Here is a 24,539-nt window from a genome sequence, read left to right as displayed (position 1 = left end):
AGGCGGGGCCCCCTTCCATGAGAGGAGGCACAGCAGTGAAGGAACTCTTCGGCAGGCTCGCCGACGGCACCGAGGTCCACCGCTGGTCGCTGGAGAACGGCGGCACCCGGCTGAAGGTCCTGTCGTACGGCGGGATCGTGCAGTCCCTGGAGATCCCCGACCGCGACGGCCGGTACGCCGACGTCTCGCTGGGCTTCGACCGCATCGAGGCGTACGTCGACTCCAGCCCGTACTTCGGTGCGCTGATCGGCCGGTTCGGGAACCGCATCGGCAAGGGCCGCTTCACCCTGGACGGAGAGACCCACCAACTCTCCGTGGACGACGGGGAGAACAGCCTGCACGGCGGCACCGAGGGCTTCGACCGGCGGGTGTGGGAGGTCGAGCCGTTCACCGAGGGCACGGACGTCGGCCTGCGCCTGGCGTACACCTCCGCCGACGGCGAGATGGGCTACCCGGGCACGCTCGAGGCGCGGGTGACATACACCCTCACCGCACGCGGCGACTGGCGGATCGACTACGAGGCCACGACCGACAAGGCGACGGTCGTCAACCTCACCAGCCATGTCTACTGGAACCTCGCCGGGGCGGGCAGCGGCACGATCGAAGGGCACGAACTGGCCATCGCCGCTTCCCGTTTCACCCCCACCGACACGGGGCTGATCCCGACCGGTGAACTGGCTCCGGTCGAGGGCACCCCGTTCGACTTCCGTGAGTCCAAGCCGATCGGCCGGGACCTGCGGACCGAGCATCCGCAGCTGCTCGCGGCCAAGGGGTACGACCACAACTGGGCGCTGGACAAGGGGATCACGGCCGAGCCGGAGCATGCGGCGACGCTGCACGACCCCGCCTCCGGACGCACCCTGCGGATCGCCACCAGCGAGCCGGGCCTGCAGTTCTACTCGGGCAACTTCCTCGACGGCACGCTGGTCGGGCCGAACGGCCGCATCTACCGCCAGGGTGATGCCCTGTGCCTGGAGACGCAGCACTTCCCGGACTCGCCCAACCACCCGTCGTTCCCGTCGACCGTGCTGCGGCCCGGCGAGACCTACCGGACGACGACGGTCCACTCGTTCGGCGGCTGACCCGTCACAGGCTCGTCACCTCCGGGTTGCCGTAGTAGGCGTCGGGGCCGTGCTTGCGGGTGTAGTGCCGGTACAGCAGGTGGCGCGGAGGCGGGGCGGTGGCCGCCAGGGCCAGGGTGTGGATCGCCATGTCGGCCACGGCCTCGCAGATGACGGCGTGTTCCAGGGACTTGCGGGCGGTGGCGCCCCAGGTGAAGGGACCGTGATTGGCGACCAGCGCGCCGGGGACCTCGGCCGCCCGGTCGTCGTCGCCGTCGAGCAGGTCGACGATGATCCGGCCGGTGTTGTACTCGTAGTCCTTCGCGCACTGGTCCGCGGTGAGGTCGGGGGTGCATGGAATGGGCCCGTTGAAGGTGTCCGCGTGCGTGGTGCCGAGGACCGGGATCTCCCGGCGGGCCTGGGCGAAGGCCACCGCGTGGGTGGAGTGCGTGTGGGTCACGCCGCCGATGGACGGGAACGCCAGATACAGGCAGCGGTGCGTCTCGGTGTCGGTGGAGGGCCTCAGGCCGCCGTCGACGACGGCTCCGTCCGCCAGCCGCACCGTCACCAGGTCGTCCGCCTTCAGGTCCTCGTACGGAACTCCGGAGGGCTTGATCAGGAAGACCCCTGCCTCCCGGTCGACCCCGCTCACATTCCCCCAGGTGAGGGTGGCGAGGCCGGCCCGGGGGATGGCCAGGTTCGCCTCCAGTACCTCCTGCCGCAAGGTGTCGCGGACGCGTACGGTCGTCATCGCGGCCCCCTCCTCTCTTGTCTCCCGGGGATCACAGGGCTCGGGTGAGGCGGTAGTAGGCGGAGTTCCACCTGATCTCCTTGGCGAGCCGGTCCGCCGAGGTGTTCTCGTCGATGGTGAGCAGTTCGACGTCGGCCATGGCCGCGTAGTCGCTCAGGGTCTCCAGGCCGACGGCCGAGCTGAGCACGGTGTGGTGGGGGGCGCCGGCCAGCAGCCAGCTCTCGGCCGACTCGGCCAGGGAGGGACGCGGCTTCCACACGGCCCGGGCCACCGGCAGGTAGGGCAGCGGTTCGCTGGGGGCGACGACGTCGACGGCGTTGGCGGTCAGCCGGAACCGGTCGCCGAGGTCGGAGAGCCCGACGACCAGGGCGGGGCCGGGTGTCGCGTCGAAGACGAGCCGGACCGGGTCCTCCCGGCCGCCGATGGACAGCGGGTGGATCTCGCAGCGGGGCCGCCCCGCGGCGACGGACGGGCAGACCTCCAGCATGTGCGCCCCGAGGATACGGGGGACGCCGGGGCCGAAGTGGTAGGTGTAGTCCTCCATGAAGGTCGTGCCGCCGGCCTGTCCGAGACCCATGACCTTGACGGTGCGCAGCAGCGCGGAGGTCTTCCAGTCGCCCTCGGCGCCGAATCCGTAGCCGTCGGCCATCAGGCGCTGGACGGCCAGGCCGGGCAGCTGACGCAGTCTGCCCAGGTCCTCGAAGTTGGTGGTGAAGGCGGTGAAACCACCGTCGATGAGGAAGGCGCGCAGGCCGAGTTCCAGCCGGGCCGCGTACAGCAGTGAGTCATGGCGCGGGCCGTCCGAGCGCAGGATCGGCACAACGTCGTACAACTCCTCGTACTCGGCGGCCAGTTCGGCGACCTCCTTGTCCGGGACGCCGTCCACGACGGCGACCAGATCGTTCACGGCGTAGGTGTTCACGGAGTACCCGAAGCGCAGCTCCGCCTCGACCTTGTCCCCCTCGGTCACCGCGACATCGCGCATGTTGTCGCCGAACCGCGCGAGGCGCAGGGTGCGCGAGGCCTGCCGGCCCGCCGCGGCGCGGGACCAGGCCGCGATCCGGCCGATGACCCTGGGATCGGTGGCGTGACCGGCGACGATCTTGCGGGGTACGCCCAGCCGGGACTCGATGTGGGCGAACTCGCGGTCGCCGTGGGCGGCCTGGTTGAGGTTCATGAAGTCCATGTCGAGGCTCGACCAGGGCAGCGACAGGTTGAACTGGGTGTGCAGATGCAGCACCGGCCGGTCCAGGACGCTGAGCCCGGCGATCCACATCTTGGCCGGGGAGAAGGTGTGCATCCACACGATCAGGCCGCTGCAGGTGTCGGAGGCGTTGGCCTCCTGGCACACCCGCCGGATCGAGGCGGCATCGGTGAGGACCGGCTTCCACACGATCCGCGCGCGTATCTCCGGGTGGGAGCCGAGGATGTCGGCGACCCGACGGGACTGGTCGGCGACCTGGTGCAGGGCGTCCTCGCCGTACAGGCCCTGGCTTCCGGTGAGGAACCAGATCTCCTGGGCCGGGTATGTCTCGGTCGGTGCGGTCATGGCGCGTTCCTTTCACAGAGATCCGGTTCGGGCGGAGGCCGCGGTGCGGATACGGCGCAGGCGGTGCATCACCTCGTTGCCCCCGCGGCCGAAGTGGTCGTGCAGCAGCCGGTATTCGGCGTACAGACGGTCATAGGACGCGGCCCGCTCCGGATCGGGCAGGTAGACGTCCCGGTGGACCTTGCCCATGGCGTGGGCGGCGGCGCGGATGTCCGGGTAGGCACCGGCGGCGACGGCTGCGTGCATCGCGGCGCCCAGGGCCGGTCCCTGCGCGGAGGCGATGAGGCTCAGCGGACGGCGGGTGACGTCGGCGTAGATCTGCATCAGCAGCGCGTTCCTGGTCAGGCCGCCCGCGATGATCAGCTCCCGCACCGGCACGCCCGCGGTCTCGAACGCCTCGATGATGGTGCGGGTGCCGAAGGCGGTGGCCTCCAGCAGCGCGCGATAGATGTCCTCGGGCCGGGTGGAGAGCGTCAGCCCCACCAGTACACCGCTGAGGTCGTGGTCGACCAGGACGGACCGGTTGCCGCTGTGCCAGTCCAGGGCGACCAGACCGTGCTCACCCACCTGCTGCCCGGCCGCGAGGGCGGTCAGGTACTCGTGCGGGGTCTGGCCCGCCGCGGCGGCCCGCTCGGCGTACTCGGCGGTCAGGCCCGTCCGTACGAACCAGCCGAAGATGTCACCGACACCGCTCTGTCCGGCCTCGTATCCCCACAGCCCCGGCAGGATGCCGCCCTCGACGACACCGCACATGCCCGGCACCGCGCCCTGCCGGTCCGAGCTCATCACATGGCAGGTGGAGGTGCCCATGATGGCGACCATCCGGCCCGGTTCCACCGCGGTCGCAGCGGGCGCCGTCACATGGGCGTCGACGTTGCCCACACAGACGGCGATCCCCTCGGGCAGCCCCGTCCAGGCGGCGGCCTCCGCGGTCAACCGTCCGGCGAGCTCGCCCAGTTGACCGATCCGGTGCTCCAGCTTGCCGGTCACGAAGGTGGCGAAGTCCGGGTTCAGCGCCGCGAGGTAGCCGGGGGACGGGTAACCGCCGTCCTGGAACTGGCCCTTGTAGCCGGCGGTACAGGCATTGCGTACGTACGTCCCGCACAGCCGCCACACGATCCAGTCGGCCGCCTCCAGCCACCGCTCGGTCCGGTGGTAGATCTCCGGGTCCTCCTCCAGGACCTGAAGCGCCTTGGCGAACTCCCACTCCGAGGAGATCCTGCCGCCGTAGCGCTCCAGCCAGGGCTCCTTGCGCTCGGCGGCCAGCGCCGTGATCCGGTCGGCCTGGGCCTGGGCGGCATGGTGCTTCCACAGTTTGACGTAGGCGTGCGGACGGCCGGTGAGGTCCGGCAGTTCGCACAGCGGTGTGCCGTCGGCCAGGACGGGCAGCACCGTGCAGGCGGTGAAGTCCGTACCGATACCGATCACTTGGTCCGCCCGCACGCCCGCCCGCACCAGCGCCTCGGGCACCGCGTGGCGCAGGACGTCGAGGTAGTCGGCGGGCACCTGCAGGGCCCAGTCCGGCGGCAGCGGGGTGCCGTCGGGCAGCTCCCGGTCGAGGACGGCGTGCGCGTACACGTGCTCCGCCGTCCCCAACTCGGCGCCGTCACCGACCCGGACCACCACGGCCCGCCCCGACAGCGTGCCGAAGTCGACTCCGACGACGCAGGGATCGTGGTCGTACCGCTCGGCGTGCTCGGCGTTCATGGGCCGGCCCCCTCCTGAACGTTCGATATATCGACCATCGTTCGACTTGTGATTGCGCCCCAAGAACCATGCTGTCCGGGGCGACACCCCCTGGGCATGGGCCGTCAGGTCCCGCGAGAGGGGTCGAACGGCGGTGAACCGGGCGCCACTCGGACCAGAGGCCGGCGCGCGGCCGCCCTTCACAGGCGACACACAAGTTCTCAACTATTTCTCAGCAGTTGAACAGCGCCACCCCAGCCTCCGTATGTAAGAGCGGCCCGTGCTCCCCCGCGCGGGCCACCCAAAGACGACGGTCCCGGTCGTCCCCGCCGGGTCCGCCCCATACGGAGGTTCCATGGCCGAGAACGTCACCTCGTTGTTCCGAGCCAACGCGGCACACAGCCCTTCCATGGCTGCGCTGACGCGGGCGGCGGGAGACGGGGCCGGCCCGATCGACTTCTGTATTCCGGTCAATCCCTACTTCCCCACCCCGGGGATGTGGGACGAGATGTCCGCCCGTCTGCGCGACATCATCACGTACTACCCGAGCAGCGCCGACACCATCACGTCCGAGCTCTGCAACCTGCTCCAACTCCCGCCGCAGGCCGTGGCGATGGGCAACGGCTCCACCGAACTCATCACCTGGATCGACCACTTGCTGGTCCGGGAGTCCCTCGCCATCCCCGTCCCCACGTTCGGCCGCTGGACCGACCAGCCGATGGAGACCGGCAAGCGGGTCGACATGTTCCCGCTCCAGGAGTCCAGCGGCTTCGCCCTCGACCTCGCGCAGTACGCCGAGTTCATACGGGCCCGGGGGACGCGGGCGGCCGTGATCTGCAACCCGAACAACCCCGACGGCGGGTTCCTGCACAAGCACGCGATCGTGCAGTTCATGGACGCGATGGCGGACCTGGACCTGGTCGTGATCGACGAGAGCTTCCTGGAGTTCGCGGACGCCGAGGCCGAACCCTCGGTGGTCCAGGAGGCCATGCTGCGCCCGAACGTCATCGTCCTGCGCTCGCTCGGCAAGAACTTCGGCCTGCACGGCATCCGCTTCGGTTACATGGTCGCCAACCCGGCGCTCGCGGGCCGTATCCGCTCGATGCTGCCGAAGTGGAACCTCAACGCCTTCGCCGAGCACGTGGTGTTCATGCTCAAGGAGCACGGCGCCGAGTACGCGCAGAGCCTCCAGCAGGTCCGCCGGGACCGTCTCGACATGTCGAGCCAGCTCTCCGCCCTCCCCGGTCTGACCGTCTACCCCTCCCAGGGCAACTTCCTCTTCGTGCGCCTCCCCGTGGGCGCCGAGGGCACCGTGGTCCGGGACCGGCTGCTCTCCGAACACCGGATCCTGGTCCGCGAGTGCGGCAACAAGATCGGCTCGTCCAGCCGCTTCCTGAGACTCGTGGTGCGCCCCCAGACGGACGTGCGTCGCCTGGTGTCCGGTCTGGAACAGGTGCTCTACGGGACCAGGAGGGGAGCCGCCGTGCCCGAGCTGGCTACCGGGACCAGCTACAGCTCGGGTACGGCGGCCGTGGACCGGCTGGTCGGATCGACCAACGGCGCTGGCGTGCAGCTCGCTCCGCAGGTCCAGCCGATGCCGGCCGCCGCGCCGATGCCGGTCGCCGCGCCGATGCCGGCTGCCGCCGCCTACGACCAGTCGAACGGGGTCGGTATGCCCATGCCGATGCCGGCCGCCGCACAGATGCCGGCCCCGGCCCCGGCGCCAGCCCCGGTGCCGGTACCCACGCCCATGCCGGCGCCCGCGCCGACTCCGATCGCTCCGGCGGCCGCGGTTGCTCCGGCCGCGGCGGCCGCGAATCCGTTCGCCGCGCCCCAGGGGCCCACCCCGCCGGGGGTTCCGGCGCGGGGCGGGCTCACGGCGGCACAGGTGCGGGGCACCAACGGGCTCACGCCCGCGCCGGCCACCGGGTGGCCCAACGCCGGTAGCTGGCCGAACGCCGCGGGGGCGTGACGGTCGCCTGTTCGCCGTAGGGGGCGGCTGTCGGACGGCGACCGTCGATTCCGATTCGGACGCACGTCACAGGGCTCGTCGAGCGAAGAAGTCTTGTACAGAGATCAAATATTGGGCATAGTCCGATCACGTCGTGGCCCTCATGTGAACGGCCCGCGTCCACCCCCTGTTCCGCAAGGAGACACCGGCATGCCCAAGTTCAGCCGCATCGCCATACCCACCCTCACCGCCGCCGTACTCACTGTCGCGACGGCCACCTCGTCGCACGCCGCGACCAACACGACGCTGGCCTCCTCCGACTCCTGCGGAGTCGTGACCTTCACCGACTACGGCGACATCTTCCGCTTCCTCGACACGTGCTCCGACGGCAGGGGTGTACGGCTGCAGTACACGAACCCCACCACGGGCGCGCCCTCCAAGGAGGACGCGAAGATCAACGTGGACTACACCGGCGGATACACCGGGTGGAACACGGACAACGCGTGGACCTACAACACCAACATGGACGAGGACGCCTGCTTCTACTTCCGGGTCGGCCTCGTCGACAACGGCAGCTACGTCAGCGGCTCTTTCGGCACCTGGAGCTCCCGGTCCGTCTGTGCCGCCAACTGACGCATGACTGAGCGCCCGCGAACGGGAAGGTCCACCTCGGCCCGGACCGTCTTCGCGGGCGGCTCGCGGTCCAGCACCTCCCACCGGTCCGCGAGCGCGTCGACGAGCACGAGCCCCCGGCCGCCCTCGTCGAGGGGACCCGTCCGCGGTACGACGCCGGGGGCGGGCGGTCTCGACTCCGCACGGGTGTCGGTCACTTCGACACGGACGCTGCCGGTGACCAGAGCGAGCCGCAACTCGAAGTCCCGCCCCGGCACCCGGCCGTGGGTCACCGCGTTCGCGGCGAGCTCCGCGACGATCACGGCGACCTTGTCGGAGGTGTCACTGCCGTGCGGGATGCCCCAGCTGTGGAGCTGGTGCAGGGCGAGGTGTCTGGCGAGACGGGCGGCGCGGGGCGTTGAGCTGAGACGCTGGGTGAATGTGCGTGCGATAACTGGATGGGGTGGCGTGGGAGGTGCGGTCATGGGACCCAATCTGGCGGGTCCGAGAGCCGTTTCCCCAGGTCTACGCCGCGTACTCTGCGCGGGAGTACACGGTTACGGGGTGGACAGTACGCGTTACTGGCCGTGACCATGTGCGCGGGAGGTGACCGACTGTGGTCGATGGCGGTGGGGTTGAACCGGAGTCGTCGGACAGCATGCGGACGTTCGGGGCGGTGCTGCAGGCGCTGCGGGAGCATGCGGGGTTGAGCAGGGAGGAGTTCGGGGAGCTGGTGGGGTTCTCCAAGCACACGGTGGCTTCTGTGGAGTTGGGGCGCCGGATGCCGGATGTGGCACTGGTGGAGCAGGGGGAGGCGGCGACCGGGAACACGGGGGTGCTGCGGAAGTCGTTCCCAAAGCTGGCTCGACAGCCGGGGTTGGCGTCCTGGTTCCGACGGTGGGCGGGGCTGGAGGCGGATGCGATCACGCTGTACACGTACGAATGCCGGTTGGTTCCGGGGTTGTTGCAGACGGAGGCATACGCGCGGCAACTGTTCGCCGACGAGTTGCCGCCGCTGATTGATGAGCAGATCGAGGCACAGTGGCTCGCCCGAGCGCAACGGCAACAGCTGCTCCGGGAATGCCCGCACACCGCCTTCGGCTTCATCCTGGAGGAGCAGCTGTTACTGCGGCGCACAGGGGGAGCAGAGGTGACCCGCGAACTCATCGATCACCTGCTGGAGATCGCAGAGCTCCGGAATGTCGACGTCCAGATCATGCCGTTGGCACGGATATCCCACGCGGGACTGCACGGCCCTATGCAGTTGCTGGAAACGCCCGACAACAGGTGGTTCGCCTACACCGAGGCCCCGGAGAGCGGGCAATTGATCTCTGACCCCAAGATTGTGGGCGTGCTCAAGCAGCGGTATGCCAGGATGCGTTCGCAGGCTCTCCCCCTCGAAGACTCCGTGAGCCTGTTGGAGCGGATGCGAGGAGACATATGAGCACCGACGAACTCCCCTGGTTCAAGTCGAGCTACAGCAGCAGCGGATCAGGCGACTGCGTCGAGGTCGCCCACACCCCCGCCACCATCCACATCCGCGACTCCAAGAACCGACAGGGGCCCCACCTCACCGCCTCCCCCACCACCTGGACCGACTTCGTCACCTCGGTAGCGGCGCGCGCCACTCACTGAGCCAGAGAAGGCATCACCCACATGGCCAGAACCGTCATCGACCTCGATGACGACGGACCACCGGCCAACCCGTCGAATGGGGTCAGACGGAGCGGATCCCGCGCTCCTCGAAGACCTCGCGCAGGACGCCGACGGCATTGAGCGCGCGGGGGAATCCCGTGTACGGGACGGTCTGGATGACCGTCTCGATCACTTGCCGCGGTGAGAGCCCCACCCTGAGCGCGGCGTTGAAGTGCACCTTCTGCTGGGGTGCCGTGTCACCGAAGGCGATCAGTGCGCCCAGGGTGACCAGCTGCCGCTGCCGCAGGTCGAGCCCCGGTCGCGTGTAGATGTCTCCGAAGGCGAACTCGACGATGTACCGGCCGAGATCCGGCGCCATGTCGTTCAGTGACGCGATCACCTCGATGCCGTGCTCGCCGTCGACCTCCCGCAGTTTGGCCTCCCCGCGCGCATAACGGTTCCCGCCGGGCTCCACCTCGATCGGGTCGATGCGCACCCCGCGCTCCTCGAACACGGTGCGCGCGGCGGCCACGGCGTTGAGCGTCCGCGGGAACCCCACGAAGGGAACGAGGTGGATCAGGGCCTCCACCACCTGCGCCGCATCCAGTCCGACATACAGCGCCGCACCGATGTGGAATCGCAGCTGCGGGGCGGTGTCCCCGGCGGCGGTCAGTGCGCCGAGGGTCACCAACTGCCGCTGCCTCACATCGAGTCCGGGCCGTACGTGCACATCCCCGTACGCGAACTCGACCACGAAGCGCCCCAGATCCGGGGCGATGTCCTCCAGGGCCTCCACCGTGGCGAGGGCGTCCTCACCGGCGATCTCCTTCATCCGAGCGGCGCCCCGCGTATACCGCTTGGACGGCTCACGATCCGCACCGTCGGCCGCCGCCACGCCCGGACTCGTCAGGGTGGCCGCCATCGCGCCGACCCCTCCCACAGCTCCGTAGCGCAGCAGGGCCCGCCTGTCCCTGCCCGCCGCTTCCCCCCGCTGTGCGTCAGGCCTCTCGTCCGCTGTCCCCATCCCGTTCCTCCACGAGTCGTTCGTAGTACGCGATCTTGTCGTCGATGGCGTCGAGGCTGCGCATGACGGCCTCGTACTCCCTTCTGACCTGCGCCTGATGCCTCCGCAACAGCTCCAGCCGCTCCCTCACGGTGGCGTCTCCGCTCCGGCGCAGCTTCGCGAACGCCACCATCGCCCGGATGGGCATCCTGGTCGTCCGCAGCCGCAGCAAGAACGCCATCCAGGTCAGATCCGCCGCCTGATAGCGGCGCCGTCCGTCATGGCCGCGCGCCACGCCGTCGATCAGCCCGATGCGTTCGTAGTAGCGGAGAGTGGAAGGGCTGAACCCGGTCAGCTCGGACGTCTCGGCAATGGTCAGAGTCCCGTCGATCTCATCGATCTCATCGATCTCCTCGGTCGCCACACGACGACCGTACGAGTTGAAGCGCGCTTCAACGCAAGGGGACTCTCACACTCACACCCCGCCGCCACCGCCTGCGCCGGCTCCGTCACCGCGATCGCGGCGCGCGCCACGCGCTGAGCAACTCCTCAGGGCCGTACGTCCCTTGGAGCCCTGAACAGCTGACGCCGCTGCGGGAGACCGCCACGAGCGGCACGGGCTGGTCGGTGATCGCCGCGCGGTGCTTCTGCAGCGCGGCCAGGTCGTGGCTGTCGAACGCCGTCTTCTCCAGCCACTTCACCGAGCCGAGGAAGAGGAGTTCCTTGGCCACGGGCTGCCGGTCGGCGCCGACCAGGTCGATCTCGATGTCGTTGCTGCGGGTCCAGTACCCGCCGATCGCCGGGGCGGCGGGCAGCGGCCCGTCCGGCAGGAGACGCGCGAGGGATTCCCGGACGAGGGGCTCGATCGCGCGGCCCCGCCAGCTCGTCCACCGCTCCTTGATCCGGTTCAGGGTGAGATCCCCGCGCATCCGCTCGATCTCCGCCATGTGGGGATCGAGGAACGCGAGCCAGAACCGCAGGTAGGGGTCGGCCACCCGGTAGCGGCGTTCCTTCGAGGGCCGCAGGGAGAGGGGCAGTTCGGCCGCCACCACCCGTTTCTCCGTGAGGACGTCCGTCGCGCGGGTGAGCGTCGTGTGCGCGATGCCGCCTGCCGCACGCGCGATGTTGGTGAAGGTGCGCTCCCCGCTTCCGATGGCCCGCAGGACCTCCCTGCTCATGGCCTGCGGCGGAAACTCCGCGGCCAGAGAGCGCTCGGCGGAGACCAGCAGCGCGGAGATCGGGTTGTCGAGGGAGCCGCGCAGGAACTCCCACACATCCGCCCCGGGCCGCCACTCCGCGCAGATCAGCGGCAGTCCGCCCGTGATCAGGGCGGCATCGAAGGCGGCCGCCGGCGACAGGCCGAGCATCTCGCCGATGTCGGCGGGGTTGAGCGGCCCCACGACCATCTCCCGGCCGCGCTGGTGGAAGGGCCGGTCGTAGCTGTTCAGGGCCTCCATCATCGACAGGTCGGACCCGACCAGGAGGAGGAGTACCGGCTTACGGCTGAGCAGCCGGTCCCAGGCCCGCTGCAGCATGCCCTCGAAGGCGTCGATGCGGTCCATGAGATACGGGACCTCGTCGATGACGACCACGCTCGGGCTGTCGTCGGGAAGGATCTCCGCGAGGAGCCTGAGCGCCGCGTTCCACTGCCCCGGCGCCTCCTCCGCGAACAGCCCCCGCTCCGGGAGCGTGGACGTGGCGACCGCGTCGAGCAGCTCCGCCAGCTCGTCCTCCGCCGTGCCGCCCGCCGCGGTGAAGAAGAGGTACGGCGTCCCGGTGCGCCGGAGGAACTCCTCGACGAGGCTGGACTTGCCCACTCGCCGACGCCCGCGCATGAGCACACACTGACCGGGCTTCGCCGAATCCGAACCCACGGCATCGCCCACCGCCTGCAGGGCGTCGCTGAGCACCTTCAGCTCACGGTCCCGCCCGATGAAACGCCGCACGGCAAGCCTCCCGCGAGAGAAAGTATCACCAGAGATAGTATCTCCATCGATACCATTCAGGGGTGGGGCGCGCGAGCCGAGCCTCAGCGGGGTCTCGGGTCCCGCCGGCGGCGGGACCCGAGGCGTTCACCTCACGACTCCGGACACTCCTTCCACGCCATGTGGTACACCGTGCTGATGTCCCCGTCCGTCGAGTCCATCGTCATGAAGCTGACCTTGTTCGCGGCGCTCGTCCCCGCGTTGACCCGCAGCTCCGTGTTGATGTTGAAGTTGCGCTGAACTCCGCAGGGCGCCCAGACCAGTTGGGCCCAGTCGGTGGTGTCCGTCGCCTGCCAGTTGTCGTTGAGCGGGCCGCTGAAGGGGTGGTTCTTGAACGCCGTCTGCGACGAGCCCTGGAAGTAGTACGAGGCTCGTTGCGTACCGCTCGCCCCCGTCTGGAGCGCGGCGAAGCCCCGGTAGTCGGCGCTGGCGATGGCGTAGGTGAAGCCCTGCGGGACGTGGACGACCAGGTTGAGCTGACAGTTCTTGCGGAAGGCGGTCGGATCCGAGCCGCCGCCCGCCTGGGCGAGGTAGTCGCTGTAGGTCACCGTGAAGGCCGTGTTGTCCTCGGAGACCGCGACGGCGGTCGTACCCGCGGGGCAGCCGGAGCCGTTCACCGTGGCGACCCTGATGACGATCTTGTCCGGCGGCGGGTCCTCGAAGCCGTCGGACGGGCCCGGTGCGGGCAGTGCGGTGGTGAGCAGGGCGGCGAGCGCGCCGCCCAGCAGAAGTCCACCAGCCATGGTCTCTCCCTGAAGGGTTGGGGGGTGGTTGTCGCACCCCGGACCGTAGGGAGAGACCCGCCCCGTGGTCAGGGCGAACTCAAGCCATTCACAGACACAGTTTTCACAGCTTCTTCACACTGCCCGAACTCTGCGGAAAAAAGGGGCCGTTGCGCAGTGCCGAGACGTTCTACGGGTTCTCCCACGCGGCCGGTTCCGCCGCCAGCGCCTGTACGGGTTCCGGCAGGGCGTCCGCCGCGATGTCGGCGATGGTCACGCCCTCCAGGATGCGCCGGACGTTGGCCCGCAGCGCGATCCACAGCGGCAGCAGCGGCTGGGCGGAGCCGGTGTAGGAGAGCTGGGTCGGGCGCTCGCCCCGGACCGAGACGATCGGGCCGTCCACGGCCCGGATCACATCGGCGACCGTGATCTTCCCGGGGTCGCGGGCCAGCCGGTAGCCGCCGCCCCCGCCGCGCCTGCTGTCGACGACACCACCGCGCCGCAGGTCACCGAGGATGCCCTCCAGGAACTTGTGCGGAATGCCCTGCACGGCGGCGATGGTCTCCGCCTTGACGGGCCCGTCGCCCTGGCGCACGGCGAGCTCCAGTACCGCTCTCACCGCGTAGTCCGCTCGTGCCGAGATCCTCATGCACCCATTGTGAGGCGTGCCCCGCCGGGCGTGGAGAATGGTCCCTCACTCGCGTCCCGGGAAACGCAGGCACAACAGGAGGCGACGCTCGCGTGGAGCTCAGCAGACGTACATTCAGCGCCCTGGCCGGTACGACGGCGCTCGGTCTGGCGCTGACCGGCAGTGGCGGTGCGCTGCCCTCCTCCGCCGCGCCGCGACTCGCGCCCACCGGCCCGCCGCCCGCCCCGCCGTCCGCCGACGGCCGCCCGCACGCCGTCGGCTTCGACCGCTACTCGCTGCTGGTCGACGGCCGCCGGCTGGTCCTGTGGTCGGGCGAGATGCACCCCTTCCGGCTGCCGAGCCCGTCGCTGTGGCGGGACGTGCTGCAGAAACTGCGCGCCCACGGCTACAACGCGGTCAGCACCCATGTCGCCTGGAACCACCACTCCCCCGCGCCCGGCCGGTACGACTTCACCGGCGTCCGCGACCTCGGCCTGTTCCTGCGCACGGCCGCCGAGACCGGCCTGTACGTCATCCTGCGCCCGGGTCCGTACATCGGCGCCGACGTCGACGCGGGCGGCTTCCCGGGCTGGCTGACGGCGACCGAGGGCCGGGCCCGGACGACAGACCCGACGTATCTGCGGTACGCCGACGAGTGGTTGACGCGGGTGAACGAGATCGCCGTCCGCCACCAGTACACGCGGGGCGCGGGCACGGTCCTGCTCTACCAGATCGAGAACGAGTACGACGTCACGGACGCCGGCGGCCGGGCGTACATGTCCCACCTGTACAAGAAGGTGCGGGCGGACGGGATCGACGTACCCCTCTTCCACAACGACCGGACGCGCGAGGGGCGTTGGGCCCCCGGGACGTTCGGCACCGGTGGCGAGAAGGGGAGTTGGCTGTACGGCTTCGACGGGTATCCGGAGCCCGGGGAGATCCCGCCGGACTGGGGGAGCTACGGCACCGAGGGGGCGAAGGCGAGCCCCAGGACGCCCGGTTTCCTCCCGGAGTTCGGCGGCGGCCGGCCCGATCCGTGGGGCGGGGCGCAGTCCGGCGGCAAGGGGTACGAGGAGGCGCGCCGGACCCGGGACGCGGCGTACGAGCGGCGCTTCCATCTCACCAACCTGGCCAACGGGATCACGCTGCACAACGTCTACATGACCTACGGCGGCACCTCGTGGGGCTGGCTGCCCGCGCCGCAGGTCTACACGTCGTACGACTACGGGGCGGCCCTCGACGAGGGGCGCCGGCAGACCGCGAAGCTCGCCCCGATGCACCAGCTGGGGCATGCGCTGCGGCACATCCCGGACCTCGCCAGGCTGGACCGCGGCAAGGACGTGACGACCCCCGACGACCGGCTGAAGGTCTACCACCTGACCAACCCCGACACCGGCTCCCATGTGTACGTCGTGCGCAACGACTCAGCCGAGGACGTCTCGACGCCTCTGCCCGACGCCGGGATCGAGGTGCCGGTGACCGTGCCGGCGCGGGACGCCCGGCTGCTCACCACCGAACTCCGGCTCGGCCGACGGAAGTTGAAGTACGCGACCGCCCAGCTCATGTTCTTCGCCGCCGCCGGACGGCAGGACATCGCCCTGTTCTCCGGCCGGACCGGCGACATGGCACAGGTCGTCCTGGAGTGCCCGCAGGAGCCGGAGGCGACCCGCCTCGACATGGAACCGGCGTGGATCTACGACCGCGGGCTGCTGCGGGTGACGGTGCCGCTCGGCGTCGGCGGCATGTCCCGGCTGATGGTCGAGGGCGGCGGCTCGGACCGTCCGCTGCTGCTCCTGTTCGCCGACGACGCCTGGGCGGCGCGGGTGTGGCCGTACGAGACGCCGTCCGGGACGGTCGTGGCGTACGGCCCGTCGCTGGTGCGGGACATCACCCTGGACGGCGCCACCGCGCATGTCACCGGCGACACGACCGTGTCGACGGGCTTCGAGGTGTGGGGGCCGCGCGGCATCGAGAACCTCACCTGGAACGGGCGACGGGTGCCGACCCGGCTCAGCGCCACCACGAGCCTCCTCGCCCTCCAGCCCCTCCCCGGGCCCGAGCCGCTGACGCTGCCCGCGCTGGACGGCTGGCGCCGCCGGACGGAGAACCCCGAGTCCGCGCCCGGCTTCGACGACTCGGCATGGGTCAGGGCCGAGAAGGAGACCTCCTTCAGCTCCACCCCCGTCCCCGACGGGCAGCCCGTCCTCTTCGCGGACGACTACGGCTTCCACTACGGCGACGTCTGGTACCGCGGCCGGGTCACCGGGGCGAAGGGCGCGAAGTCGGTCTCCCTCGCCTACAGCACGGGGACCCAGGGCCTGCTGATGGCCTGGCTGGACGGGGAGCCGCTCGGGACGCACCGGATGCCGGTGCCGGACAAGGAGACGGCCCGGCAGGGCACTTGGACGGACACGGCGGTCTTCGCCCTCCCGAAGAAGCTCCGCGAGCAGCTGGACGAGCGGGACTCCGGCGTGCTGTCCGTCCTCGTGCGCCGCATGCAGCACGACCTGGACGACGAGGTTCGTGACACCCACAAGGCGGCCCGCGGACTGACCGGGGTCACCTTCAAGGGGGCTGCCCCGAAGGTGAGTTGGCGGCTCCAGGGCGAGACGGCCGCAGACCCGGTGCGCGGGCCGCTCAACAACGGTGGCCTCTACGGGGAACGGGAGGGCTGGCACCTCCCGGACCTCGACGACGGCGACTGGGAGCCGGTCGAACTCCCGCGCGCCGACCGGCGCCAGGGCGTCACCTGGTACCGCACCGCCTTCCGGCTCTCCGTCGACCCCGGCACCGACGCGTCCGTCGCCCTCACCCTCGACGACGACCAAAACCGTGCCTACCGGGTGCAGATCTTCCTCAACGGCTGGAACATGGGCCAGTACATCAACGATGTCGGCCCCCAGCACACCTTCGCTCTCCCGAACGGCATCCTGCGCACCAGGGGCACCAACACCCTCGCCCTGGCCGTCCTTTCGGACGGTACGACCCAGGCGGGCCCCAGGGACGTACGGCTGACGCTGCTGGGCGCGGCGGCGGGCGGGGTGCCGGTGAAGAACGTCTGAGGGTGAAGTACGTCTGAGGAGGAGAACCTCGTGCGAAGACGGCGATTCATAGGCGGGTTACTCGGCGCCGGGGCGGCGCTGAGCATCGCCCCGGAGACCGGCGGGGCCACCAGGGACGCGCCCGTCCCCCGGGTCGTCGGGCCGCACGAGTGGGAGGCCGTCCCGCCGCCCGTGTGCACCCCGGCCGCCCAGCTGCTGAGCGTGGCCGCCGCGGGCCCCGACCTCGCGTGGGCCGTGGGCGAGGAGGGCCGCAGCGGCGGCACCCGCGGGACACCGCTGGCCCTCGTGTGGGACGGCGAGGCATGGACGAAACTCGATCTCGCCCACCTCGGCCTCGGCGCCGGGTATCTGACCTCCGTCGCCGGTTCGCACGGCGCGGCCTGGGCCGTCGGTACCGGCCCGAGCGGTGTCGCCCAGCTGCTGCGCTGGGACGGAGCGACCTGGCAGGAGGCCGACTTCGCCGGACGGTCGGCGCGGGGGACGGCCCTCACCGGGGTGACACTGGACGCCGAGGACCGCGTATGGCTCTCCGGCCGCAACAGCGACGGCTGTGTACTGCTCCACGGCACGGGCGACGACGACTGGACCTGGGTGACCCCGCCCCCGGCCCGGCCCACGTCCGCCCCGGCCGGCCTGCGCCTGGCCCCCGACGGAGACGTCTGGGTGTACGACGCCGCCCTCGTCGCCCGCTGGGACGGCGAGACCTGGACCGAGCTCCCCGCGCCGGCCGGTCTGCGCCCCTACGTCACCGGGCTGCTCCCGGTCGCCGCCGACGACGTATGGCTGATCGGGTACGACTACGGGGTCGGCGGTCCGCCCGGCAAGCCGCCGTCGGTCACCCTGCGCCACTGGGACGGCGACGCGTGGACGTACGTCACCGCCCCGTTCACCGTGGGCATGCTCACCGCGATCACCGACGACGGACAGGGCGGCCCGGACCGTATCGCCGGCTGGGACTTCTGGGACCAGACCCGGGCCCACCACCTCCGCTGGGAGGGCAAGGCGTGGGTGAGCGAGCGGGGCCCGCTCTCCCCGACTCCCGTGCTGCTGAACGGACTTGCGGCCGTTCCCGGTGCGGGCGGGTACTGGGCCGTCGGCACGGACTCCTCCTCGCCGTATCCGCCCGCACAGGTGCGCATCGAGCGCTGACCCGCCCCACGGCCCGCTAGGCCAGCCGGATCACGTTCCACGACAGCGGTTCGAGTACGGCGGTCAGGGTGCCGTCGGTCAGTGCGGTGCCCTCGACCGCGTGCGGGGCGACCCGCTCGGGGTCGGTGAGGGTGTTGCGCGCGTCCGGGTCGGCGTCGGCGAGGGCGCTGTGCTCGACGACGGACGTCAGGTTCAGCGCGCCCAGGGCGACTTCGAGCGGCAGCGCCTGCGTCCGGCTGCGGTTGACCGCGAAGACGGTGACCGAGCCGTCCTCGCCGCGCACCGCGGTGGCGTGCAGCAGGTCGGTCTCGCCGTACTTCTCCGTCTCGTAGGTCGGGGAGTCCACCCGTACGTCGAGGACCTCGCCGCGGCCGTACCTGGCGGCCTGGGCGAAGGGGAAGAAGGTCGTCTGGCGCCAGGCCGGGCCGCCGGGCTCGGTCATGATCGGGGCGATCACGTTGACCAGCTGGGCGAGGCAGGCGACGGTGACGCGGTCGGCGTGCCGGAGCAGGGCGATGAGGAGCGAGCCGAAGACGACGGCGTCGGTGACGCCGTAGTTGTCCTCAAGGAGCCGGGGGGCCTCCGCCCAGTCACGCGCGCCGGAGTTCTCGATCTCGTGCCACTTCGACATGTACCAGACGTTCCACTCGTCGAAGGAGAGGTTGATCTTCTTCTTCGACTTGAGCTTCGCGCCCACGTGGTCGGCGGTGGCGACCACGTTCTCGATGAAGGACTCCATGTCCACTGCGGAGGCCAGGAAGGAGTCGATGTCGCCGTTCTCGGGCTGGTAGTAGGCGTGCAGGGAGATGTAGTCGACGAGGTCGTAGGTCTCGGCGAGGACCGTCGCCTCCCACTCGGCGAACGTGGGCATGGACTGGCTGGAGGAGCCGCAGGCGACGAGTTCGACGTCCGGGTCGATCTGGCGCATCGCGCGGGCCGTCTCGGCGGCGATGCGGCCGTACTCCGTCGCCGTCTTGTGGCCGGTCTGCCAGGGGCCGTCCATCTCGTTGCCGAGGCACCACAGCTTGATGCCGAAGGGTTCCTTGTCGCCGTGGGCGGCGCGGAGGTCGGCGAGGGCGGTGCCGGCGGGGTGGTTGGCGTACTCCTGGAGTTCGAGGGCCTCGGCGACCCCGCGGGTGCCGAGGTTGAGGGCCATCATCGGTTCGGCCTGGGGGCCGATCTTCTTCAGGAAGGCGATGTACTCGGAGAGGCCGAACCGGTTGGTCTCGGTGGAGCGCCAGGCGAGGTCGAGGCGGCGGGGGCGGTCCTCGGCGGGGCCGACGGAGTCCTCCCACTTGTACCCGGAGACGAAGTTGCCGCCGGGGTAGCGGATGGTGGTGACGCCCAGCTCGCGGACCAGTTCAAGGACGTCGGTGCGGATGCCTTCGGCGTCGGCCGTGGGGTGGCCGGGCTCGAAGACGCCGGTGTAGACGCAGCGGCCGAGGTGTTCGACGAAGGATCCGAAGAGACGGGGGTCGACCTGGCCGACGGTGAAGGCGGGGTCGAGGGTGAAGCGGGCGGTGGACTTACTCATGGGGTCCTTTCGAGAACGGGATTTCGAATGACACCCGTAGCCTCGAACAAAACGTAAGTAGCAAGCGCTTTCTAGTCAATGGCCCGGACAGATATTCACGAACCGCGAGCGATGGTTCCCATTTGTACGACCGCACCCCGGATCGCATGACGTGGACATCTCCGGCCGCGTACGCTCGGACGGGCTGCCGCAGGGCGGCGAGAGGGGGGACCGATGGACAGCGCGCGCACCAGGGCGAGGCGGATCGCCGCGGCGCTGCGGCGCGCGAGAACCGCGCCCGCGATGCGCCGGCTCGCCGACGGGCTCGCCGCCGCGCTGCGGGCCCGGCCCACTCCTCCGGCCGGGGCGCACGAGGTGTGCCGGGCGCTGTGCGAGGAGATGAGCGCACGCCGCGGCGGACGGTCCGTCGAACTGCGCTTCGAGCGGTTCCCCGACGAGATCGAGGTGACCGGCCTGTGCGTCGAGTTCCAGGACTTCGACCTGGTCATCGTCGAGGAACGGGCCGAGGCGGTGCAGCAGTTGGTCATCCTCGGCCATGAGCTGTGGCATCTGCACGCCGGGCACCGGCACCACCACGGCATCGGGACCGCCGCCGCGCACGCCCTCGCCGGGCGGCCCGGCTGGGACGACCTCGCGCTCACCGTGGCGGCCCGCGACGGCTCCCGGGAGGCGGACGAGGCGGAGGCGGACGACTTCGGGCACCGGCTGGCGGCGGCGTTCCGCTCCCTGCTGTCCGGTGGTGACGGCGCCTCCACCGACCCGGTCCACCGGTCCCTCGGCTACCGCGGCCGCGGAGGCGGGGGCGGAGGCGGAGCACGGTGACACATCCACAGCTGGCCGAAGGACCGGTGGAGTTCCTCTCCGGCCTCTACATCTCCTTCTGGCTCCCGGGGCTGGTCCTCGGCGCGGCCCTGGCGATCAAGCTGCCCAGCATCGTCAAACTCTGGCGGGACCCGCTGCTGCGTGCCGTGGGGGGCCTGCTGCTGCTCGCCTGCGCGGTGTTCGTCTTCGCCGCCCCGAGCACCATCGCCTGGACGAACCGGGTCACCGGCGTGCCGAACATCGCGGCGCCCTGGGTGTACTCCCTGCTCACCGCGCTGTCCGCGTCCTGGCTGCTGCTGGTGGTGCACTGGCGCAACGGGCACACCGACCGCCGGGAGCAGACACGGCGCGCGACCCGCCGGGTGGTCTGCGTCTACGCGACCGTCGTGGTCGCGCTGTGGGTCCTGTTCGCGCTCGCCGACGTGCCGGTGGAACAGGTCGAGGACCTGGACACCTACTACGCCGAGACGCCGTTCATGCGGGAGGCGATCCTCCTCTACCTGGTCGCGCACACCGTGTCCTGCTCGATCACCGCCGGACTCATCTGGAACTGGATCCGCACCGACGGCCTCGACGGCTGGCTGCGCTGGGGGCTGCGGTTCCTGAGCGTCGGCTACGTCACCAACCTGCTGTTCTGCGCGGCCAAGTTCACCGCCATCGCGGCCCGGTGGACCGGGCACGACCTGGACTGGCTGAACACCAACGTCGCGCCGTCCGCCGCCTGCATCGGCGCCACCATGGTCGCGACCGGCGTCATCGTCCCGCACGCCGGCCAGTACCTCCAGGAACGCCTGCTGGTCGGCCGGCGGCAGCGCAGCCTGAAGCCGCTGGCCCGGCTGCTGCGGACCGTCGCGGGCCGGCGCGAGCCCTTCGCCCTGCGGGCGACCCCGGAGATCCGGCTGATCCGCCGCGAGACCTACATCCGCGACGCGCTCCTCCAGCTCTCCCGGCACCTCGACGACGACCTGCGACGGCGGTCCTACGACGCCGCCCTCGCCGGCGGCGCCGAGCCCGGCCGGGCACAGGCCCTCGCCATCGCCGTGACGATCCGCGACGCCGTCGAGAGCGGCCGGCGTGCTCCCGAGGGCGACGGCACGAGGACCGCCGACACCGCATACCTGTTGCAGGAGATCCACGCCGTCTCCGAGGCCCTGCGCAGTCCCGACGAGATCACGGCGGTGCGCGCCCGCGCGGCCGTCCCGGCAGAGAGCATCTCCGTACATGAGTGAACAGCCCTCCCCCTCCAGAGTCGCCGTGGTGCTCGGGGGGTCCCACACCGGCATGCTCGCGGCACGGGCCCTGGCCGGGGTCGCCGACCGGGTCGTCGTCGTCGAGCGCGATCGGCTGCCCGCCGGATCCGAGCCGCGCAAGGGCCTGCCCCAGGCCCGCCACGTCCACCAGCTGTGGTCGGGCGGCGCACGGGCGCTGGAGGAACTGCTGCCCGGTGTCACCGGGCGGCTGCGTCAGGCGGGGGCACACCGGCTGCCGGTGACCACGGACATGGTGGCGCTGTCGTCGAAGGGCTGGTTCCGGCGCTGGCCCGAGTCGCACTTCATGCTGCTGTGCAGCCGGGACCTGCTGGATGCCACCGTGCGCGGACAGGTGCTGTCCGACCCCCGGGTCGAACTGCTCGACGGCACGGAGGTGCTCGGGCTCGACGGCACGGACACGGCGGTCACCGGCGTCCGGATCCGGACCGGCGACGCCGAACGCACCCTGCACGCCGGTCTGGTGATCGACGCGACGGGCCGCGCCTCCCGCACCCCGCACTGGCTGGCCGGTCTCGGCCTGCCCGTCCCCGAGCGGCGCGAGGTCGACGCCGGGCTCACCTACGCCAGCCGCCGCTTCCGCGCCCCCGAAGCCGTCCGCGGCGGCTTCCCCGTGGTCAACGTGCAGCCCGACGCCCGCACGGGGCAGCCCGGCCGGGGCGGCGTGCTGCTGCCGATCGAGGACGGACAGTGGCTGGTCACGGTCTACGGCACGCGCGGCGGCGAACCGTCCGCCGACGCCGACGACTTCGGCCGGTACGCCCGCGAGGAGCTGCGGCATCCGCTCGTCGCCGACCTGATCGACCGGGCCGAGGCGCTGACGGAGGTGGCCTTGACCCGTACGACGGCCAACCACCGCCACTACTACGAGCGCATGCCGCTGTGGCCGGAGAACTTCGCCGTGCTCGGCGACGCCCTCGCCGCGTTCAACCCGGTCTACGGGCACGGCATGTCGGTGGCGGCCCAGGGCGCGGTGGCGCTGCGGGACGTCGTACGGCGCCGCGGCTGGGGCACCGCCGGGCTGTCCCGTCGTATCCAGAAGGCCGTCGCCCGGCCGGTCGGGGCGGCGTGGGAGCTGGCGATCGGACAGGACGTGTTCTATCCGGGCGCCACGGAGCACGGGCCCACCCTGCGGGACCGGATCGGGGCAGCGTACGTCGAGCGGCTCATGTACACGGCCACCGGCAACGGACGCGTCGCCCGCCGCGTCACCGACGTGACATCGCTGGAGCGGCGGGCGGAGGTCTTGCTGAGTCCCTCGGTGCTGCTGGCGGCGGCGGTCGGGCCGTTGAAGCCCGCGTTGACCGAACCGCCTTTGACGGCCGAGGAGTTGAAGCGGGCCGGGCTGCTTCAGTAGCTGCCCGGTCTATCCGAGCTACCAGGGCTACCCGGCGAAGGCCGGCTGCGCGAGGCCCTTGCCCGCACCCGGCACCACCAGCAGGGAGCCCGCCACCGGGTGCGGGGCGTCCAGTCCCACCCGTGCCGTCGTGACGTACAGGTCGGTCAGGTCCGCGCCGCCGAACGCGCAGGCCGTCACGCGCGGGGTGGGCAGGGTGAGCACGCGGTCCAGGTCGCCGTCCGGGGTGTAGCGCCGCACCGCCGCACCGTCCCACAGCGCCACCCACACACAGCCGTCGGCGTCGATCGTGAGGCCGTCGGGGAAGCCGGCACCCTCCTCGATCTCCACGAACGGCCGTCGGTTCGTGACCTGTCCGTCGTAGTCGAAGACGTCGACGCGGCGGGTCGGGGAGTCGATGTAGTACATGAGGCGGCCGTCGGGGCTCCACCCCGTGCCGTTGCTGACGGCGACGTCGTCGAGGACGGTGTCGACGGAGCCGTCGGCGGTGAAGCGGGACAGGGTGCCGCCGCCCGGGGCCTCGTCGTAGCGCATGGTGCCCGCCCACAGGGAGCCGTCGGGGGCGACGGCGGCGTCGTTGGCGCGGCGGCCGGGGACGGGCTCGTGGTGGAGCCAGCGGAAGGTGTCGTCCGGGTCGAGGAGGGCGACGCCGTCGCGGAGGTTGAGGACGAGGCCACCGCCGGTGCGGGGCTTGGCGGCGCCGATGTGCTGGTCGGTGACACGGACGGCGCGGTGGCCGGTGGCCGGGTCGTAGGTGTGGATACGGCCGCCGAGGATGTCGAGCCAGACCAGCCGACCGGCGGCGGCGTCCCAGGTGGGGCCCTCGCCGAGGGTGGCCTCGGCGCGGACGGCGACCTCGTACGCGTACGCCCTGGATGCCCTGGATGCCCTGCCGGAGGTCATGCCGCGCTCCGGTGGCCGAGGCGCTCGGAGAGTTCGGCGGCGCCCTTGGCGGCGAGCTGCTCCAGTTCGTCGCGACGCTCGTCGCTCCAGCGGATCATCGGCACGGAGATGGAGAGCGCGGCGACGACCCGGCCGGTGCGGTCGCGGACCGGGGCGGCGACACAGGAGACGTCCGGGTTGGACTCACGGCTCTCCACGGCGATGCCGCGCTCACGGATGTGGGCGAGGGCCTCGCGCAGGGCGGCGGGGTCGGTGATGCTGTTGGGGGTCATCGCGACCAGCTCGGCGGAGTCCGGGACACGGGAGGTGAGCTCCGGCTCGGGCAGGGAGGCGAGCAGCATCTTGCCGACGGAGGTGCAGTGGGCGGGGAGCCTGCGTCCGGCGGCGGACACCATGCGCACGGCGTGCGTCGAGTCGACCTTGGCGATGTAGATGACGTCGGTGCCCTCGAGGATCGCCACGTGCACGGTCTCGTCGCAGGTCTCGGCGACGGAACGGGCGACCTGCTGGCCCTCGGCGGCGAGATCGAGCTGCTCGGCGTATCGGCTCCCGAGCTGGTACGGGCGCACCCCGAGCCGGTAGCGTCCGGGCTGACCGGGCACGGGCACGATGTACGACCGCGCGGCGAGCGTCGTCACCAGCTCGTGCACGGTGGTGCGCGGCAGCTGCAGTTTGCGCACTATGTCGGGGGCGGAGAGCGTACCGTCCCCGTCGAGGAAGAGCTCGAGAATGTCGAGCGCCCGGGTCACGGCAGGTACGAGACGTCCCACGTCCGGTCCCCTCCCTTTGATACCTCAGAGGCTGTGTTCGAAATTTCAACAGCCGATCGGAATGACGAACATAGGCTACTCAACTCGTCTT

Annotated in this window: 22 protein-coding genes; 10 read left to right on the top strand and 12 right to left on the bottom strand. The window is 71.0% G+C overall.

Annotated elements, in window-relative coordinates; genetic code table 11:
• The first annotated feature begins 35 nt into the window (after window positions 1-35).
• Window positions 36-1,082 carry an aldose epimerase family protein gene (locus PH203_RS00890; RefSeq protein WP_289914919.1) on the top strand — a complete coding sequence of 349 codons (1,047 nt, stop codon included), beginning with the start codon at window positions 36-38 and terminating at the stop codon, window positions 1,080-1,082.
• Between the two features lie 4 nt (window positions 1,083-1,086).
• Here the strand turns inward: PH203_RS00890 and araD are convergent, their stop codons facing one another.
• Genes araD through araB form a run of 3 tightly spaced genes read right to left on the bottom strand, consistent with a single transcriptional unit; the run spans window position 1,087 to window position 5,068 of the window.
• The gene (araD, locus tag PH203_RS00885; RefSeq protein ID WP_289914918.1) at window positions 1,087-1,812 is read right to left on the bottom strand and encodes an L-ribulose-5-phosphate 4-epimerase AraD; all 726 of its coding nucleotides are present in this window, start codon (window positions 1,810-1,812) and stop codon (window positions 1,087-1,089) included.
• Window positions 1,813-1,843: 31 nt separating this feature from the next.
• Window positions 1,844-3,361: an L-arabinose isomerase gene (araA, locus tag PH203_RS00880; RefSeq protein WP_289914917.1), complete on the bottom strand. Its 1,518-nt coding sequence runs from the start codon at window positions 3,359-3,361 to the stop codon at window positions 1,844-1,846.
• A 12-nt stretch (window positions 3,362-3,373) separates the two neighbouring features.
• Window positions 3,374-5,068, bottom strand: coding sequence for a ribulokinase (gene araB, locus PH203_RS00875; protein WP_289914916.1), 1,695 nt, complete (start codon window positions 5,066-5,068; stop codon window positions 3,374-3,376).
• Between the two features lie 334 nt (window positions 5,069-5,402).
• Between araB and PH203_RS00870 the strand changes: the two genes are divergently transcribed.
• A complete protein-coding gene (locus tag PH203_RS00870; protein ID WP_289914914.1) occupies window positions 5,403-7,019 on the top strand; it encodes a histidinol-phosphate transaminase in 1,617 nt (538 codons plus the stop codon).
• Between the two features lie 189 nt (window positions 7,020-7,208).
• The gene (locus PH203_RS00865; protein ID WP_289914912.1) at window positions 7,209-7,631 is read left to right on the top strand and encodes a hypothetical protein; all 423 of its coding nucleotides are present in this window, start codon (window positions 7,209-7,211) and stop codon (window positions 7,629-7,631) included.
• Here the strand turns inward: PH203_RS00865 and PH203_RS00860 are convergent.
• Window positions 7,574-8,095 carry an ATP-binding protein gene (locus tag PH203_RS00860; RefSeq protein ID WP_289914911.1) on the bottom strand — a complete coding sequence of 174 codons (522 nt, stop codon included), beginning with the start codon at window positions 8,093-8,095 and terminating at the stop codon, window positions 7,574-7,576. The two genes, PH203_RS00865 and PH203_RS00860, sit on opposite strands and share 58 nt — an antisense overlap.
• A gap of 173 nt (window positions 8,096-8,268) precedes the next feature.
• Here PH203_RS00860 and PH203_RS00855 point away from each other — a divergent pair, with 173 nt between their 5' ends.
• Window positions 8,269-9,054 (top strand): helix-turn-helix transcriptional regulator, encoded by a 786-nt coding sequence (locus PH203_RS00855; RefSeq protein ID WP_289916583.1) that lies wholly within the window; start codon window positions 8,269-8,271, stop codon window positions 9,052-9,054.
• Entirely contained in the window at window positions 9,051-9,245 is a 195-nt protein-coding gene (locus PH203_RS00850) for a DUF397 domain-containing protein (RefSeq protein ID WP_289914909.1), read from the top strand. Before PH203_RS00855 ends, PH203_RS00850 begins: the two co-directional genes overlap by 4 nt.
• Before the next feature lie 82 nt (window positions 9,246-9,327).
• On the opposite strand, the gene PH203_RS00845 is transcribed toward PH203_RS00850, so the two are convergent.
• The 5 genes from PH203_RS00845 to PH203_RS00825 all read right to left on the bottom strand — a co-directional run bounded on the left by PH203_RS00845 (window position 9,328) and on the right by PH203_RS00825 (window position 13,604).
• The gene (locus tag PH203_RS00845) at window positions 9,328-10,167 is read right to left on the bottom strand and encodes a carboxymuconolactone decarboxylase family protein (protein WP_289914907.1); all 840 of its coding nucleotides are present in this window, start codon (window positions 10,165-10,167) and stop codon (window positions 9,328-9,330) included.
• A gap of 76 nt (window positions 10,168-10,243) precedes the next feature.
• Window positions 10,244-10,672, bottom strand: a complete 429-nt coding sequence (locus PH203_RS00840; RefSeq protein WP_289914905.1) for a MerR family transcriptional regulator — start codon at window positions 10,670-10,672, stop codon at window positions 10,244-10,246.
• Between the two features lie 85 nt (window positions 10,673-10,757).
• Window positions 10,758-12,194, bottom strand: coding sequence for an ATP-binding protein (locus PH203_RS00835; protein WP_289914902.1), 1,437 nt, complete (start codon window positions 12,192-12,194; stop codon window positions 10,758-10,760).
• 131 nt (window positions 12,195-12,325) lie between these two features.
• Window positions 12,326-12,976 (bottom strand): DUF4360 domain-containing protein, encoded by a 651-nt coding sequence (locus PH203_RS00830; RefSeq protein WP_289914900.1) that lies wholly within the window; start codon window positions 12,974-12,976, stop codon window positions 12,326-12,328.
• A gap of 169 nt (window positions 12,977-13,145) precedes the next feature.
• Window positions 13,146-13,604, bottom strand: a complete 459-nt coding sequence (locus PH203_RS00825; protein WP_289914899.1) for an Rrf2 family transcriptional regulator — start codon at window positions 13,602-13,604, stop codon at window positions 13,146-13,148.
• Between the two features lie 92 nt (window positions 13,605-13,696).
• Here PH203_RS00825 and PH203_RS00820 point away from each other — a divergent pair, with 92 nt between their 5' ends.
• The gene (locus PH203_RS00820) at window positions 13,697-16,645 is read left to right on the top strand and encodes a beta-galactosidase (RefSeq protein WP_289914897.1); all 2,949 of its coding nucleotides are present in this window, start codon (window positions 13,697-13,699) and stop codon (window positions 16,643-16,645) included.
• A 30-nt stretch (window positions 16,646-16,675) separates the two neighbouring features.
• Window positions 16,676-17,794, top strand: coding sequence for a hypothetical protein (locus tag PH203_RS00815; protein ID WP_289914895.1), 1,119 nt, complete (start codon window positions 16,676-16,678; stop codon window positions 17,792-17,794).
• Window positions 17,795-17,810: 16 nt separating this feature from the next.
• Here PH203_RS00815 and PH203_RS00810 read toward each other — a convergent pair whose 3' ends face one another.
• On the bottom strand, window positions 17,811-19,328 hold the full coding sequence (locus PH203_RS00810; protein WP_289914893.1) for an alpha-N-arabinofuranosidase: 1,518 nt from the start codon (window positions 19,326-19,328) through the stop codon (window positions 17,811-17,813).
• A 213-nt stretch (window positions 19,329-19,541) separates the two neighbouring features.
• Between PH203_RS00810 and PH203_RS00805 the strand changes: the two genes are divergently transcribed.
• From PH203_RS00805 to PH203_RS00795, 3 genes are read left to right on the top strand one after another with little or no spacing between them, the layout of a single operon-like run.
• Window positions 19,542-20,150, top strand: a complete 609-nt coding sequence (locus PH203_RS00805; protein ID WP_289914891.1) for a toxin-antitoxin system, toxin component family protein — start codon at window positions 19,542-19,544, stop codon at window positions 20,148-20,150.
• On the top strand, window positions 20,147-21,379 hold the full coding sequence (locus tag PH203_RS00800; protein WP_289914889.1) for an MAB_1171c family putative transporter: 1,233 nt from the start codon (window positions 20,147-20,149) through the stop codon (window positions 21,377-21,379). Before PH203_RS00805 ends, PH203_RS00800 begins: the two co-directional genes overlap by 4 nt.
• Entirely contained in the window at window positions 21,372-22,775 is a 1,404-nt protein-coding gene (locus tag PH203_RS00795; RefSeq protein WP_289914887.1) for an FAD-dependent oxidoreductase, read from the top strand. Before PH203_RS00800 ends, PH203_RS00795 begins: the two co-directional genes overlap by 8 nt.
• Window positions 22,776-22,802: 27 nt before the next feature.
• On the opposite strand, the gene PH203_RS00790 is transcribed toward PH203_RS00795, so the two are convergent.
• Window positions 22,803-23,678 (bottom strand): SMP-30/gluconolactonase/LRE family protein, encoded by an 876-nt coding sequence (locus PH203_RS00790; protein ID WP_289914886.1) that lies wholly within the window; start codon window positions 23,676-23,678, stop codon window positions 22,803-22,805.
• On the bottom strand, window positions 23,675-24,448 hold the full coding sequence (locus PH203_RS00785; protein WP_289914884.1) for an IclR family transcriptional regulator: 774 nt from the start codon (window positions 24,446-24,448) through the stop codon (window positions 23,675-23,677). Before PH203_RS00785 ends, PH203_RS00790 begins: the two co-directional genes overlap by 4 nt.
• Window positions 24,449-24,539 lie beyond the last annotated feature (91 nt).

Origin of the sequence: Streptomyces sp. S.PB5 (assembly GCF_030403745.1) — a bacterium.
Lineage (GTDB): Bacteria > Actinomycetota > Actinomycetes > Streptomycetales > Streptomycetaceae > Streptomyces.
This window is presented reverse-complemented; position numbering and strand designations above follow the sequence as displayed.

Excerpts from the sequence above, each read along its gene's own strand:
- araD (WP_289914918.1), bottom strand. The coding sequence starts at position 1,812 with ATGACGACCGTACGCGTCCGCGACACCTTGCGGCAGGAGGTACTGGAG.
- PH203_RS00870 (WP_289914914.1), top strand. The coding sequence starts at position 5,403 with ATGGCCGAGAACGTCACCTCGTTGTTCCGAGCCAACGCGGCACACAGC.
- PH203_RS00850 (WP_289914909.1), top strand. The coding sequence starts at position 9,051 with ATGAGCACCGACGAACTCCCCTGGTTCAAGTCGAGCTACAGCAGCAGC.
- PH203_RS00865 (WP_289914912.1), top strand. The coding sequence starts at position 7,209 with ATGCCCAAGTTCAGCCGCATCGCCATACCCACCCTCACCGCCGCCGTA.
- PH203_RS00790 (WP_289914886.1), bottom strand. The coding sequence starts at position 23,678 with ATGACCTCCGGCAGGGCATCCAGGGCATCCAGGGCGTACGCGTACGAG.
- PH203_RS00845 (WP_289914907.1), bottom strand. The coding sequence starts at position 10,167 with ATGGCGGCCACCCTGACGAGTCCGGGCGTGGCGGCGGCCGACGGTGCG.
- araB (WP_289914916.1), bottom strand. The coding sequence starts at position 5,068 with ATGAACGCCGAGCACGCCGAGCGGTACGACCACGATCCCTGCGTCGTC.
- PH203_RS00830 (WP_289914900.1), bottom strand. The coding sequence starts at position 12,976 with ATGGCTGGTGGACTTCTGCTGGGCGGCGCGCTCGCCGCCCTGCTCACC.
- PH203_RS00810 (WP_289914893.1), bottom strand. The coding sequence starts at position 19,328 with ATGAGTAAGTCCACCGCCCGCTTCACCCTCGACCCCGCCTTCACCGTC.
- PH203_RS00855 (WP_289916583.1), top strand. The coding sequence starts at position 8,269 with ATGCGGACGTTCGGGGCGGTGCTGCAGGCGCTGCGGGAGCATGCGGGG.
- PH203_RS00805 (WP_289914891.1), top strand. The coding sequence starts at position 19,542 with ATGGACAGCGCGCGCACCAGGGCGAGGCGGATCGCCGCGGCGCTGCGG.
- araA (WP_289914917.1), bottom strand. The coding sequence starts at position 3,361 with ATGACCGCACCGACCGAGACATACCCGGCCCAGGAGATCTGGTTCCTC.
- PH203_RS00860 (WP_289914911.1), bottom strand. The coding sequence starts at position 8,095 with ATGACCGCACCTCCCACGCCACCCCATCCAGTTATCGCACGCACATTC.
- PH203_RS00795 (WP_289914887.1), top strand. The coding sequence starts at position 21,372 with ATGAGTGAACAGCCCTCCCCCTCCAGAGTCGCCGTGGTGCTCGGGGGG.
- PH203_RS00825 (WP_289914899.1), bottom strand. The coding sequence starts at position 13,604 with ATGAGGATCTCGGCACGAGCGGACTACGCGGTGAGAGCGGTACTGGAG.